General features: G+C 56.9%; 14 protein-coding genes. 7 read left to right on the top strand and 7 right to left on the bottom strand.

From position 1 onward, the window contains the following. Positions 1-43 precede the first annotated feature (43 nt). The gene (locus MK208_RS09795; protein ID WP_294116544.1) at positions 44-1024 is read left to right on the top strand and encodes an ABC transporter substrate-binding protein; all 981 of its coding nucleotides are present in this window, start codon (positions 44-46) and stop codon (positions 1022-1024) included. A 119-nt stretch (positions 1025-1143) separates the two neighbouring features. Continuing rightward, on the top strand, positions 1144-1575 hold the full coding sequence (gene trxC, locus MK208_RS09790) for a thioredoxin TrxC (protein WP_294116278.1): 432 nt from the start codon (positions 1144-1146) through the stop codon (positions 1573-1575). On the opposite strand, the gene MK208_RS09785 is transcribed toward trxC, so the two are convergent. Further along, positions 1559-2716, bottom strand: a complete 1158-nt coding sequence (locus tag MK208_RS09785) for a geranylgeranyl reductase family protein (protein ID WP_294116277.1) — start codon at positions 2714-2716, stop codon at positions 1559-1561. The genes trxC and MK208_RS09785 overlap by 17 nt on opposite strands. Positions 2717-2803: 87 nt before the next feature. Here MK208_RS09785 and MK208_RS09780 point away from each other — a divergent pair, with 87 nt between their 5' ends. Together MK208_RS09780 and MK208_RS09775 are read left to right on the top strand one after the other, a co-directional pair. After that, entirely contained in the window at positions 2804-3211 is a 408-nt protein-coding gene (locus tag MK208_RS09780) for an acyl-CoA thioesterase (protein ID WP_294116276.1), read from the top strand. 145 nt (positions 3212-3356) lie between these two features. After that, a complete protein-coding gene (locus MK208_RS09775) occupies positions 3357-3626 on the top strand; it encodes a BrnA antitoxin family protein (protein WP_294116275.1) in 270 nt (89 codons plus the stop codon). A gap of 159 nt (positions 3627-3785) precedes the next feature. Here MK208_RS09775 and MK208_RS09770 read toward each other — a convergent pair whose 3' ends face one another. The 5 genes from MK208_RS09770 to MK208_RS09750 all read right to left on the bottom strand — a co-directional run bounded on the left by MK208_RS09770 (position 3786) and on the right by MK208_RS09750 (position 7894). Beyond that, a complete protein-coding gene (locus MK208_RS09770; RefSeq protein ID WP_294116274.1) occupies positions 3786-4001 on the bottom strand; it encodes a hypothetical protein in 216 nt (71 codons plus the stop codon). 96 nt (positions 4002-4097) lie between these two features. After that, the gene (locus tag MK208_RS09765; protein WP_294116273.1) at positions 4098-4484 is read right to left on the bottom strand and encodes a hypothetical protein; all 387 of its coding nucleotides are present in this window, start codon (positions 4482-4484) and stop codon (positions 4098-4100) included. Between the two features lie 327 nt (positions 4485-4811). Continuing rightward, positions 4812-5588, bottom strand: coding sequence for a hypothetical protein (locus MK208_RS09760; protein ID WP_294116271.1), 777 nt, complete (start codon positions 5586-5588; stop codon positions 4812-4814). 318 nt (positions 5589-5906) lie between these two features. Then, complete coding sequence (ettA, locus tag MK208_RS09755; RefSeq protein WP_294116270.1) at positions 5907-7562, bottom strand: energy-dependent translational throttle protein EttA; 1656 nt, start codon at positions 7560-7562, stop codon at positions 5907-5909. Positions 7563-7690: 128 nt separating this feature from the next. Beyond that, positions 7691-7894 (bottom strand): hypothetical protein, encoded by a 204-nt coding sequence (locus MK208_RS09750; RefSeq protein WP_294116269.1) that lies wholly within the window; start codon positions 7892-7894, stop codon positions 7691-7693. Between the two features lie 1810 nt (positions 7895-9704). On the opposite strand from MK208_RS09750, the gene MK208_RS09745 reads away from it, so the two are divergent. The 3 genes from MK208_RS09745 to MK208_RS09735 all read left to right on the top strand — a co-directional run bounded on the left by MK208_RS09745 (position 9705) and on the right by MK208_RS09735 (position 12646). After that, positions 9705-10352, top strand: a complete 648-nt coding sequence (locus MK208_RS09745; protein WP_294116268.1) for a nicotinate-nucleotide adenylyltransferase — start codon at positions 9705-9707, stop codon at positions 10350-10352. A 274-nt stretch (positions 10353-10626) separates the two neighbouring features. Then, on the top strand, positions 10627-12357 hold the full coding sequence (locus MK208_RS09740; protein ID WP_294116267.1) for a HAMP domain-containing methyl-accepting chemotaxis protein: 1731 nt from the start codon (positions 10627-10629) through the stop codon (positions 12355-12357). 163 nt (positions 12358-12520) lie between these two features. Beyond that, positions 12521-12646, top strand: coding sequence for a hypothetical protein (locus MK208_RS09735; protein WP_294116266.1), 126 nt, complete (start codon positions 12521-12523; stop codon positions 12644-12646). A gap of 15 nt (positions 12647-12661) precedes the next feature. Here MK208_RS09735 and MK208_RS09730 read toward each other — a convergent pair whose 3' ends face one another. Then, positions 12662-12808, bottom strand: coding sequence for a hypothetical protein (locus tag MK208_RS09730; protein WP_294116265.1), 147 nt, complete (start codon positions 12806-12808; stop codon positions 12662-12664). Positions 12809-12924 lie beyond the last annotated feature (116 nt).

Genomic DNA, 12924 nt, shown 5'->3' with positions numbered 1-12924 from the left:
AAAATAGCTAAAACCAACAAGGAGATAAGCCAAAATGAAAACGATGATGAAAGCTCTGACAGCAGCGGCGCTGGGCGTGGCTGCCAGCGTGGCGCAGGCCGCAGATGACGTAACCTTGCAGCTCAAATGGGTCACGCAGGCCCAGTTTGCGGGCTACTATGTGGCGCAGGACAAAGGCTTTTATGCCGAAGAAGACCTGAACGTGACCATCAAGCCGGGTGGCCCGGATATTGCCCCGGCGCAGGTGATTGCCGGTGGTGGTGCCGATGTGGTGCTGGACTGGATGCCATCTGCTTTGGCGTCCCGCGAAAAGGGTCTCGCGCTGGTGAACATTGCGCAGCCGTTCAAATCCTCCGGCATGATGCTGACCTGCCGCAAGGACGCCGGCGTGACCTCGCCGGAAGATTTCGCCGGCAAGACGCTGGGCGTTTGGTTCTTTGGCAACGAGTATCCGTTCCTGAGCTGGATGAGCAAGCTGGGCCTGGCAACAGACGGCTCTGACGGTGGTGTGACGGTTCTGAAGCAGGGCTTCAACGTGGACCCGATCCTTCAGGGGCAGGCGGCTTGTGTGTCGACCATGACCTATAACGAATACTGGCAGATCATTGATGCGGGTCTGAGCCCAGATGACCTGGTGGTGTTCAAATATGAAGATCAGGGCGTAGCGACGCTGGAAGACGGCATGTACGTCATGGAAGAGAAGCTGGCCGATCCGGCATTTGAGGACAAGATGGTGCGCTTTGTGCGTGCGTCCATGAAAGGCTGGAAGTGGGCGGAAGAGAACCCGGAAGAGGCGGCGCTGATCGTGCTGGACAACGATGCCTCCGGTGCACAGACCGAAGAGCATCAGGTGCGCATGATGAGCGAGATTGCCAAGCTGACCGCAGGCAGCAACGGCGCGCTCGATGTGGCGGATTATGAGCGTACTGTGGACAGCCTGATGTCTGGTGGTTCTGACCCTGTGATCACCAAGAAGCCGGAAGGCGCGTGGACCCACGCGATCACCGACAAAGCGCTGAACTAAGATCTGTTTCAGGCGTGCGGAAAGGCCGGGTTTTGCCCGGCCTTTTCTTTGGTGGCAGGGTTCCAATTTTGTAGCGCGCCACATATGTGGATTGCGGAATGTGACGGCGGAGACTTTTTATGAGCGGTAAGAAGCTGACCTGTTTTGACTGTGGCCAGGTGAACCGTGTGCCATATGACAAGTTGGGTGCCGGGCCGAAGTGCGGCACCTGCGGCAAAGGGCTGATGAGTGGCAAGGTGGCGGAGGTTGATCTCGCAACCTTTGAGAAGGCTGTACGCACGGATGATGTGCCATTGGTGGTGGATTTCTGGGCGCCGTGGTGTGGGCCGTGCCGGCAGATGGCGCCGCAGTATCAGGCGGCGGCACAGGAGGTCAAAGGCGCGGTGCGCTTGGTGAAGCTCAACACCGAAGCGTATAAAAATGCGGGGGCCAAGTATCGCATCCGGGGTATTCCAACCATGGCCGCGTTTACCAACGGAAAAGAGCGCGCACGGCAGTCCGGCGCGATGCCCAAAGCCGCAATTGTGAAGTGGGTCAAGGCGTCCGTCTGAGGGCGTTGAGCAGGTAGCGCGGCAGGCGGGCCAGCACGCGGCGGGCCAGTTCCGGATATTCCACTTCGCCCGCCAGAAGCCGCATGTACATCATGCGCACAGTGCCGGAGCGGCGGAAGGTGCCGATGAAGGCTTTCTGCCAGCGGGGTGCAAAGATGATGCGGCGCAGGTTGCGGGCGATGCGCAGGTTGCGGTGCATGTCTTTGAGCTCGGTTTTATACAGATTGATGGCGGTGTGGGGCGCGTTGGCTTTGAACGCGTCACAGGCGGCCTGCGCGGCGAGCTGGCCGCTTTTCATCGCAAAGGCAATGCCTTCTCCGGTGATCGGATCCACCAGCCCAGCGGCGTCGCCCGCCAGCAGGATATGGGCGCGCCCCGGGGTGGGGCGGAAGTCGCCAAATGGCAGGTGGTGGCCTTTGATTTTCACGGCTTCAGAGGGCAGGCCCAACGTGCGCATGTAGCGCTGCATGTGGTCTTTCATGTCCGGGTTTGGTGCCCGCAGACCACCGACGCCCACCGTGGTGGAGCCTTGTTTGGGGAAGTACCAGCCATAGCCCCAGGTGGCGGCGGCAAAGTCGATGCGCAAAGGCTGCTCCGCTGGGTCCTGCGCCGACAAAGGCGCCTCGATTTCGAGACCAAAGCCGATGGTTTTGGTGTCAAAGGATTTGCCAAATAGCTGCCTGGCGACAATTGAGTTTACGCCATCCGCACCGATGATCACAGCGGCGGTCAGTGTGGTGCCGTCGCGCAATTTCACCGCGGTTTCAGTGAGTTCCGCGATGGCCTGTCCGGTGAAATCCTCGACGCCTGCGTCCAGCGCATGGGCAAACATCGCTGCATCGAGATCCAGTCGCATGGTCAGATGCAAGGGCGGGATGTCAGAGAGCACGGCCAGCTCGCGCCCGTCATGCCAGAAGGCAATTTCCTCGCGCGTGACAGCGTGGGCGAGGTTAACATCCTGGCCAAAAATCTCGTGGTAATAGGTTCGGCTGCGCTCGGTAAACAGCCCGCCGCAGAGTTTGTTGCGCGGGAAGGTCGCCTTGTCGATCAGAGCCACAGAACGGCCCTGTTTTGCCGCCCAGGTGGCCGCAGAGCTGCCGGCGGGGCCTGCGCCAATTACAATGATGTCAAACTGGGTCATGCGCGTGTCCTTCTGGGGCGGGTTTCTACCAGCTTTTCGCGGCGGCGCCAGAGGGTTAGGGTGGGGGAAGCCAAGAAAGGAAGCGCCATGAGTGACGAGACACAACCAGACGGAGAAGCAACCCTGCGGGTGCTGGCGATGCCGTCAGATGTGAACATCAATGGCGACATCTTTGGCGGCTGGGTGTTGAGCCAGATGGACATTGCCAGCGGCATTGTCGCCGCCCAACGGGCCAAGGGACGGGTGACCACGGTGGCGGTGGATGCGATGCAGTTTATTCGGCCTGTGCAAGTGGGCGATGTGCTTTGCGTCTGGGCCTGGGTGGAACGCGTGGGGCGCAGCTCTATGGGCGTGAAAATCGAGGCCTGGGCGGTGCGGCATCGGCGGGGTGTTTCGGAGAAGGTGACAGAGGCGGTGTTCACCTATGTGGCGATTGATGAAGATGGCAAACCGCGGCCTGTGCCCGAAGAAGATGCGGCCTGGCCGCCACGCTAATTAGGGCGGATTTGCACGTCGGTATTGCGTCTGTATCGCGGCTGTTTTGCGGAGGTGCATTTTTTGGCCTCCGCAACGGCGGCGGGCGGTGGGGTTTTGCGGCTTTAACCTCTGATGGGCAGGGTCTGTTCTGAGGAGGCGCAGGATGTCTGAGGATCAGAGCGAAGAGTTGCCGCTGTTTCAGCGGGCCAGCAAAGGCACAAAGGCGCAGCGCATGGCGCGGGAGGCGTTGGGGCGCAACCTGTTAGTGTTGACGTCAGAGACCTGGGTGACGGAGGCCTTGCGGGAGGCGGTACCGGAGGCGTGGCACACGCTGGAGCAGGATTTGGATGTGGCTGAGCCGAAGGAGAAGGTGACACTGTATCTGGATCGTTCGGTGGCGAAGTTTTACCGCGCCATGGGGCAGGGCTATTAGGCGCGCATCAATCGGTTGCTCGCGACCTGGGCGCAGATGAAGATTGCCGAGGAGGTGCAACTGGACGCGCATCTGGCGGCGCGGTTGCGGGATTAGGGGCCTTGCCCCCGTCCCTGCGGGGCAGGGCCTCCCCCAGGATATTTTCAGACTGTGAAGGGTTTAGGCTTTGTAGAGGCCAAACTCGTCTTGCTCGGCAAAGCGGCCGCGCAGGGCGGTGAGCGTGAGGCCAATGAGGCCAGCGCTGAGCGGGAAGCCGAGGGAGAAGCTCAGGTAAGTGGTGAGGGCGGTCCAGACCGAGGCGTCCTGAAACATCATCTGAATGCCACCAAGCAGGATGCCTGCGATGCTGCCAGCAAAGATGAGGATGAGGGCCATGTCTGCGTCTCCGGTTGATGTCGTTAACCATTACTAGGGTGAAATGGGGCGCAAATGTGGCACGGTTGGGGCTTTGCTGTGGGCGGTGGCTAAAACTTATCTGGGTTTGTCGGGGCGTCGGGTTTTGAAGAGGGCTGAGACGATGGCCGTGAAGGTCGCGCCAAGGGTGGCTCCTGTGGCGATCCAGCCGAAATACCAGAGCTTGCCGGCAAGCGCGTCCTCGGCATAGGAGGCGGCGAATTGGGTTTGGCCGTATTTGGCGGTGGCGAATGCTAGGGCTGTGGTGATGGTCAAAGTGACGGTGAGCGAGATCGGGCGCAGTTTGAGGCCCGCGAGGGTGGCGAGGATCAGGCCGATGGGCGCGCCGACGAGCAGGGTTTTTTGGCTCCACCATGGGTGCGCACCGAGGGGGCGGGCGATGTCCAGCGCGATGAGCGCGGCCATGACGAGCGCGGCGATGAGGGCGGGGAGCAGATGACGCATGGGGGGATCCTCGTGAGTGGTGGTGTACTGAGGATGGGGGCGCGGTGTGGTGGTTTTAAGAGGTGTTACAGTGGGATGGCGGGGGTGTGATGATTGGTGTAGGAGGGCTGGGCGTCGAACGACCTCGGGTGGGCGAGGGTTGGTGCATGGCTTGGGGCGCTGTGTGCCAAAACTTCTGGCGGTGGTTTGTGGTGCAACGGGTGCAAGATCGCCCTCCCGTGGGGGAGGTCACCTCTCGGGATCTTGCTGCGCACGACCCTGTCGGTCAGTGGGGCAATGCCCAGCGGCTTGCGAAGCAAGCCTTTCAGCCCAATAGCCTGCGTGCGCTTAAGAAATTAGTTTTTTGTAGCCACTCCACGCAGCCGCCGACAAACGGCCCTCAAACTTATACCTCTCAATAAACTCTTCGAGCGATTTTTGGTCTTGGTGTTCGTGCTTTGCCTTACACGCAAACCAAGCAATGCAGTAAGCAATTTCGTCTTCAATCAAAGATTCAAAAAATGCGGAAAGGTGGACCAACTCGTCTTCCGGACAAGTGCGTCGTATAAGATTATCTATGTGAAGAAGCATATTAGCGAGTATGAAGCATTTGGTTACGTAGGCCGCCGCATTTACGCTATTCTGATTAAAGGGGTCTTCGTCATTGGCTGCCATCTCAAGCAGGCGCTTGGCAAACAGCGCTGCGTTAAAATACGGTGAGGACTCTTCCCGGTTGTTGACGACTGGTTTTATGTCCAGTCTTGCTTTCTCGCTAAGCGCTGAGGTCAAAAACGAGCCAAAAGTTTGTTCAAAAATTTGCTTTTCAAGCGCTTTCTTTTGAAGTTCCGTAAGTTCTTCCTGCCCTTTTAGAAGTTCTCTTGTATCGTTGCGTTCTTCTTTCACCTGCTCAAGCTCTTCGCGTTGCAGAGTGACTGCCAACACAAGCATCAACAAGGCGGTCCCAGAAAACAGAGCGTTCGCAGCGCCGAAGGTGTCGCCAAATGTGCCCCCCGTTTGATCGGAAGAGATGGCATAAATGAAATTTAAGACATACGCGGTTGGGACGAACCATATTGCGTGCTTGAGCCAGAATTTCAGCGATTTGAAGCGATTCAGTGATGTCATGACCTGAAACATAACTACGGGCGTTATCGCCTTCAAGTTGTGGTGTTCGAAAGCTTGGATGTTTTGCCAATCGCGTCCGAACCGAGGGTGGGTGCGAACGCGCCCGCCCGTGGGGGCGGGTCGGACGCGTAAGCCTGCTTTGCGGGCTTTGGGGTGGCAGTTTTGGATGTTGTAGAAAAAAGAACACCCGCGGCGGGGCGCGGGTGTTTTTAGTTTTGGGTCACTCAGCGTTTGGGTGCCGTCTCACCGGGGCGCGTACGGGTTCTGGCTGCGCCAAAACCCTGCCACGCGCGGTAAGTGTTTGACGGGGTCAAACACTTACCGTGTAAACTTCTTATGCTTCAGGCGCTTGGGCTCCAAGGCATCCGGGCCGAGGCGGCGTTTCTTGTCTTCTTCGTAGTCCTCAAAGTTGCCTTCAAACCATTCCACATGGGCGTCGCCTTCGAAGGCGAGGATGTGAGTACAGATGCGGTCGAGGAAGAAGCGGTCGTGGGAGATGACCACGGCGCAGCCGGCAAAATCCACCAAGGCGTCTTCCAACGCGCGGAGGGTTTCCACGTCCAAGTCGTTGGTCGGTTCGTCGAGCAGGAGGACGTTGCCGCCCTCTTTCAAGAGACGCGCCATGTGCACACGGTTGCGTTCACCGCCAGACAGCAGGTTCAACGGTTTCTGTTGATCGCCGCCTTTGAAGTTGAAGGACGAGCAGTAGGCGCGGGAGTTCACTTGGGCGTCGCCCAGTTCGATGATTTCCGCGCCGCCGGAGATGGCTTCCCAGACGGTGTCTTTGTCGTTCAGGTCATCGCGGGACTGGTCGACGTAGGAGAGCTTTACGGTGTCGCCGTATTCCACGGTGCCTTCGTCCGGTTGTTCCTGACCGGTGAGCATTTTGAAGAGCGTGGATTTACCGGCGCCGTTGGGGCCGATCACGCCGACAATCCCACCCGGGGGCAGGGAGAATTCGAGGTTTTCGATCAGCTGCTTGTCGCCAAAGTGTTTGGAGAGGCCGTTGACCTCGATGACTTTGGAACCAAGACGCGGCCCGTTTGGAATGACGATCTGCGCGCGGGTGATTTTCTCGCGCTCAGACTGGCTGGCGAGATCGTTGTAAGCCGCGATACGGGCTTTGGACTTGGCCTGACGGGCTTTTTGGCCCTGACGCATCCATTCCAGTTCGCGCTCCAGCGTTTTCTGCTTGGATTTGTCTTCGCGGGCTTCCTGCTCCAGACGTTTGGCTTTTTGCTCCAACCATGCGGAGTAGTTGCCCTCGTAAGGGATGCCGCGGCCGCGGTCGAGCTCGAGGATCCAGCCGGTGATGTCGTCGAGGAAGTAGCGGTCGTGGGTGACGCAGAGGATGGTGCCCTTGTAGTCGATCAGGTGCTGTTGCAGCCAGGCGATGGTTTCCGCGTCGAGGTGGTTGGTTGGTTCATCGAGCAGCAGCATGTCAGGCGCTTCAAGCAGCAGTTTGCAAAGCGCGACGCGGCGTTTTTCACCACCGGAGAGGTCGGCGATAGCGGCGTCATCGGGCGGGCAGCGCAGGGCTTCCATGGAGATGTCGACCTGGCTGTCCAGATCCCAGAGGTTCTGGGCGTCGATGTCGTCCTGCAGCTTGGCCATCTCCTCGGCGGTTTCGTCCGAGTAGTTCATGGCGAGTTCGTTGTAGCGGTCCAGAATGGCCTTTTTCTCGGCCACGCCCAGCATGACGTTTTCGCGCACGTTGAGGCTTTCGTCGAGCTTTGGCTCCTGCGGCAGGTAGCCGACTTTGGCGCCCTCAGCGGCCCAGGCCTCGCCGGTGAAGTCCTTGTCCAGACCGGCCATGATTTTCATCAGGGTCGATTTACCGGCGCCGTTGACGCCGACGACACCGATTTTCACGCCCGGAAGGAAGGACAGGTGGATGTTTTCAAAGCACTTTTTGCCGCCGGGGTAGGTCTTGGACACACCCTGCATATGGTAGACGTACTGATATGAGGCCATTGGGACGACTCCGTTCGCCAGAATTCACGTTGGGAGGTGTGATAGCGGAGGGCGGGGGCGGGGGCAATGGAGGTTGGTGTGCTGGTCGTTTGATTGGGAGCGCGCATTGGCTAAGGCCAAAAGATAAATCACTTTCGCTGCAACACGCGGTAGCACTGAAAAGCTAAGTAGAAGGGGCCAAGAAAAACGGCGATGCGCAGAAACCTATCGCTGCCTCCGAAGTCCACTCCAACATAAGGTAAGCAGTAAAGGATCAAAGCGAGCGCATAGCCGATGAGATCGATTTTCAGCTGTTCTTTTGGTGGAAGGTTTTTGTAGGAAAACTTAGACATTCTCTGTGTTTTCTAGTTGTCGCTTGTCGAAGCCGGATCTCATTCCTGAACACTTACTTATACTTCCTCAAATACCTCCTCAAAAAATATACCAAGGACAGTATCGGATACAGCCAAACAATTGTATAAAGTTGACGGGTGTAGAAGTGAGGGTTTTCAATATGTCTCGCGATGAAGTGCCAATATGAAAATGCAGCAGCATAAACCACAGCGCTCACCGTTAAATCCAACCATAGTGGTAGTTGTGGGAGTTTTTGTTTTGGAGGTTGCATTTTTTCGGTATTCGCTAGTTACAAGATAGATACTGCTGGTCAAATCTAAGCTATGGGTTGTATGTTGGTCAACGTAGTATCCGTGTGTTTCTGAACTTTCCACGAGACGACTTGTGCAAAAAGTTGACCGTGCATGTATCAGAAAGTAACGGTCTTCACGTGGTCAATGGAGCGCCCATAAGTGTCTCGCATCGTGTCTTCAGTTGTAAAAAGCAGGGTGCAAATCCCTCCCAAATAGATCACAAAAAGAACTACCGCTTTTCGTTTGCCGCCTGTTTGGCGTAGGCGGTTACTCAGGTAGCTCACTAAATTTGCCTTCGAGAAAAGGTTTGAGGCGGTTTCATGGGACATGGAGTTTTCGTTCGCTTTGTTGAAAGGCACGGATGGGTAATTCATTTGTCCTCAGCACGCCTTTCAGTGCGTCGAACAAGCACGTTGACTCCAATGACGGCATAATATGCTATACATGCAGATACTTCTTTGAGGCCGATGTCCGCCCCCAAAAGCAGGTAAATTATGGGCCCCAAAAAAGAAATCACAAAAAGAACAATCCGCAATATGAGATAGATCGCTTTCAAGCCTCGGATCATAGTGCCCTTCGCCATGTTTGTTTTGCCCTAGAATTCAAAAGTGGTTCTCAATCTAGCCTATGACGGTGGCCCAATGAACGGCTCAAGGAACTTCCGACTTTGGTCATAAAACACCAAGCACAGTCCGATCATGAACAAGCCAAAAAGGTCGAAAACGCTAATGCGCGCATCGTCGAAATAGCCAACCAGCACAAAGACTGCAAAAACTGCAATGCGAGATAGGTAGTTCATTTCCCGTGCAAAGCTCCTCCAGCTAGTCTTCCCTTGAAAATATTGCAGGAAGGATTTTGGATATGAGAAAAATTGCCGAAAACAAACTTACCCAGAAAGCTGTTTTCATCGTCGTGTCACTGTAAAGGTGCGTCTCATGCCGACTTTCCCAAATGTATGCCGAATAGAAACCGGCGAGGCAGAGCGCGCACAAAAAGACGATCATCAACGCGCCGAGCCTCTTCTTTTCTTTCGTTTTTCACGCTTTACGTTGCATCCAAGTTCCAATTTTGGTCGCGGCGACATTATGCGGAAATTGCCAGTTGTACAGGCGCAGACAACAAAAATTAGGAGTCTTACTTTTTCTTCCGCGTCTCCCTCCAAAGGAGGTAAAATTGGTGCGCTATGTAGAACGGCATGACAAAGAGGGATGCTCTGGCCACTGCGATGCCGTCGCCTTGTGGCAGGTCGTCCGAGAAGAGAAGGAACATCGTGCAAATTGCGATATAGCAGGTCAAATCAACTCGAACTTGCTCACTTTTGGTCATGTCGCGGTAATGTTTCATTGGAACTTGATAATCAAAAATTGTGGCCGAACCAACAGGAGTTTTTTGTTTCTAGGATGGCAACTTTGTCGTTGGATTATCACAACATCAGACAAACTGGGTCGACCTATTAAATAGAGCTGTCGTTTGCACTTAGAGTTGACCTTCCCATCACAAAAGCCCACTAAACCCCGTGCCTTACGGATTGCCATATGTTGCGCGCGGCCAGCGGATTGGGCTGCTTGGGGGATCGTTTGATCCGCCGCATGCAGGGCATGTGCATATCACCAAAGAGGCGCTGAAGCGCTTCGATCTGGATCAGATCTGGTGGCTGGTGAGCCCGGGCAATCCGCTCAAAGATCGCGGGCCGGCCAAGCTGGCGCGGCGTATGGCGGCGGCGCGGGAGATCATGGACCATCCGCGCGTGCATATCTGTGACTTTGAGAGCCATGTCGGCACGCGCTATACGGCGGAGACCCTGGCGGTGTTGCAGGACACATGTCTGCAAGCGCGGTTTGTCTGGTTGATGGGCGCGGATAATCTGGCGCAGTTTCACCGCTGGAAAGACTGGCAGGACATCATGGCGCGGGTGCCCGTTGGGGTGCTGGCGCGGCCGGGGGACCGGATCGAGGCGCGCACAGCCAAGGCGGCGCAAGTGTTTCGGCGCGCGCAACTCCATCCGCGCAACAGCCGCGCGCTGAGTCGTCAGGATGCCCCGGTTTGGGCCTTTGTGAACGTGCCTATGCAAGATATTAGCTCCACGCAGTTGCGAAAAAATGGCTCTTGGCCAAAGGGTCAAGTGCCAAGCGCGTCACCTGTGAATTTCTGTCGCACCCCGTAAGTCTCTATTAACTCAGCAAGTCTAGTTTGACCGAGGAACTAAAGGCGTCTCTGCGTCTTTTGGCCGGCCGAATTTGCGGTTTCCATGTCAAAGCACAGAGACACACACAGAGGTAACGGTTTCTCATCCGGCGTTGCGTCGGCTGGGGGGATGAGGCTTCCGGTCTGCGCAATTGGCAGGGAGGGAGCGCGTAACAGATTGAAACTGCGCCAAAAAGCTGGCGCCTAATCAGGCTCCGCTACAGGATGTAGCGACGGTCTGGCCGGAGCGAATAATGACTGGTGAGAAGAAGCGGTCCTTTGGGCTGTCGATCATGGGGCGGCTGCTGCTGCCGATCGTGGCCTGTATCTTGGTGTCCTTCATTGCGACCACCGTGTTTTGGGTAACCAAACAGAGCAACACACTGATCAAGGCCTTTGAGAGTGAATTGGCGTTGTCGCAGACCTTTGTGGCGCCGCCTGTGGCCGCAGCGGTATGGGATTTCAACACCGATGGCGCCGCGGGCGCGATTGCGGGTGTGACCCAGATGGAAAACGCTTTGTTTGCCAAAGTGTTCGTGGACGGCGAGCAATTCGCGGAAGTGTCCGTGGAAGGCGCCGATCAAACCGGCTGGGAAGAAGGCATCGCAGAGATCCTGGCGATGGAAGAGGCAGAGGCGCGGTTGGAAGCCAATCATGTGGCCTATGTGAAATTCCCGATCCACCACACCGACGGCACAGTTGTGGCCGAGATGGTCATGGGCTTTTACGACGGCGTGATCGCGGCGGTGGTGAATGAGCTATACATGCAGTCGTTGATTGCGGTTGCGGTGATCTGTCTGGTGATGTCGGCGATTGTCTACTTCTCCGCGGCTGGTGTGACACGTCCCTTGGCGCGGATCGTGGCCCGGATCACGGCGCTGCGTGAGGGCGACACCGCAAGCGATGTGCCGTCAACCGAGCGTAAGGACGAATTGGGCCGGTTGGCGCGGGCCGTGCGCGAGTTTGTGGAGACGATCAAAGCCAACAAGGCAATGGAAGATCAGGCCAAAGAGTCTGCGCGGGAGCAATCCGAAGTTGTGAATGAGCTGGCCGACGGGTTGAACCAGCTGGCGCAGGGGCAGTTGAGCCACCGCATTAGCGTTGAATTTAGCAGCGACTATGAGATGCTGCGGGCGGACTTCAACAAAACTGCCGAGGCGTTGGACGATGTGATTGGCCGCGTGTTGGGCACCATTTCGCAGATCGAGGACGAGACCGGCGAGATGGCGGAGGGCACGCAGAACCTCGCCAAACGCACTGAGGCGCAGGCGGCAACGTTGGAAGAGACTGCGGCGGCGATTGGTTCGATCACTGATGGGGTGCAGACTGCGTCTGATCAAACCAAGTCGGTGGAAAACACCGTGGATGCCACCAAGGCCGAGGCTCTGCGCGGCGGCGAGATTGTGAAGTCTGCCGTGGATGCGATGCAGGACATCAAGGACAGCGCCGGTAAGATCAGCGAAATCAACCGCGTGATCGAAGATATCTCCTTCCAGACCAACCTGTTGGCATTGAACGCCGGGGTTGAGGCGGCACGGGCTGGTGACAGTGGTCGCGGCTTTGCGGTTGTGGCCTCCGAAGTGCGCTCTCTGGCGCTGCGGTCAGCAACAAGTGCGCATGAGATCAAAGAGTTGATCGACACATCGGCGGATCAGGTGGAAGTGGGTGTGGACCTTGTCGATCAGGCAGGGAAGGCGATCGAGGGTATCATCACCAAAATCCAGGAAGTAAGCCGCTTGGCTGTGCAGATTGCCGACAGCTCGCGCGATCAGGCGACCGCGATCACCGAGATCAATTCCGGTGTGATGGATTTGGACCGCGTGACGCAACAGAATGCCAGCCTGGTGGACCGCTCCAGCGCGCAAGGCCGGGCCTTGCAAGAAGCGGCCCGCGAGTTGGCCGAACTGGTGGCAAGCTTCCGTCCGTCTTCTGTTGGGGGTGCGTCCTCTACGGCTTATGAAGAGGATTATCGTCAGTCTGCCTGACGGGCGTTCCAAACACGCACAGATTTGACAAAGGCCGGGGTGCGGAGATCGCACGCCGGCCTTTGCTTTTGTGGAGAGGAAAGGCGGATTTCTTCACGCCAGCTTTACCGAATCCAGCCACGATGAAGGCACTCGGGGGAGTGGTGTCAGTAGAGGACTTGTGATGCAAAAACGCGCAATGATGTTTGTGACGCTGACCGTGCTGGCGGTCTCTGCTATGGCGGTCACCGGCTCTGCCGAAAAGAGCTTTGCGGCTTCCACCAACCTTGAGTTTCTGAGTAATCGATGAGGTGATGGCGGCCCTCTAGGGGACCCGTCGCAGAAATGGCCTTGCGGAGTATATACCGGCCGTGAGTGTTTCCAGCGGCGCAAATGTCACTTCGCCAACAAAGGCTTGTGCGGTGGTGCCGTCCGGCGCGAGACCGGCCCAGGATTGGACGGATTTGTCCACGGCCCAGAGATTGGCAAAGAGAAAGCCGGGTTCTTTGGGCAGCTGGGCCTCCTTGTCCGTGACTGTCCGTCGTCAAAGTTTTTGGAACCAAAAGCGGCGTGAACTAAGAGAGTGTT

The organism is Shimia sp. (assembly GCF_022448905.1).
GTDB lineage: Bacteria > Pseudomonadota > Alphaproteobacteria > Rhodobacterales > Rhodobacteraceae > Shimia.
The sequence above is the reverse complement of the archived record's forward strand: the minus strand, read 5'-3'. Positions and strand labels throughout refer to the sequence as shown.

Bases quoted from the DNA above. Each gene is read 5' to 3' on its own strand.
- MK208_RS09760 (WP_294116271.1), bottom strand. From the start codon at position 5,588: ATGACATCACTGAATCGCTTCAAATCGCTGAAATTCTGGCTCAAGCAC.
- trxC (WP_294116278.1), top strand. From the start codon at position 1,144: ATGAGCGGTAAGAAGCTGACCTGTTTTGACTGTGGCCAGGTGAACCGT.
- MK208_RS09785 (WP_294116277.1), bottom strand. From the start codon at position 2,716: ATGACCCAGTTTGACATCATTGTAATTGGCGCAGGCCCCGCCGGCAGC.
- ettA (WP_294116270.1), bottom strand. From the start codon at position 7,562: ATGGCCTCATATCAGTACGTCTACCATATGCAGGGTGTGTCCAAGACC.
- MK208_RS09780 (WP_294116276.1), top strand. From the start codon at position 2,804: ATGAGTGACGAGACACAACCAGACGGAGAAGCAACCCTGCGGGTGCTG.
- MK208_RS09770 (WP_294116274.1), bottom strand. From the start codon at position 4,001: ATGGCCCTCATCCTCATCTTTGCTGGCAGCATCGCAGGCATCCTGCTT.
- MK208_RS09735 (WP_294116266.1), top strand. From the start codon at position 12,521: ATGCAAAAACGCGCAATGATGTTTGTGACGCTGACCGTGCTGGCGGTC.
- MK208_RS09775 (WP_294116275.1), top strand. From the start codon at position 3,357: ATGTCTGAGGATCAGAGCGAAGAGTTGCCGCTGTTTCAGCGGGCCAGC.
- MK208_RS09765 (WP_294116273.1), bottom strand. From the start codon at position 4,484: ATGCGTCATCTGCTCCCCGCCCTCATCGCCGCGCTCGTCATGGCCGCG.
- MK208_RS09740 (WP_294116267.1), top strand. From the start codon at position 10,627: ATGACTGGTGAGAAGAAGCGGTCCTTTGGGCTGTCGATCATGGGGCGG.
- MK208_RS09795 (WP_294116544.1), top strand. From the start codon at position 44: ATGATGAAAGCTCTGACAGCAGCGGCGCTGGGCGTGGCTGCCAGCGTG.
- MK208_RS09750 (WP_294116269.1), bottom strand. From the start codon at position 7,894: ATGTCTAAGTTTTCCTACAAAAACCTTCCACCAAAAGAACAGCTGAAA.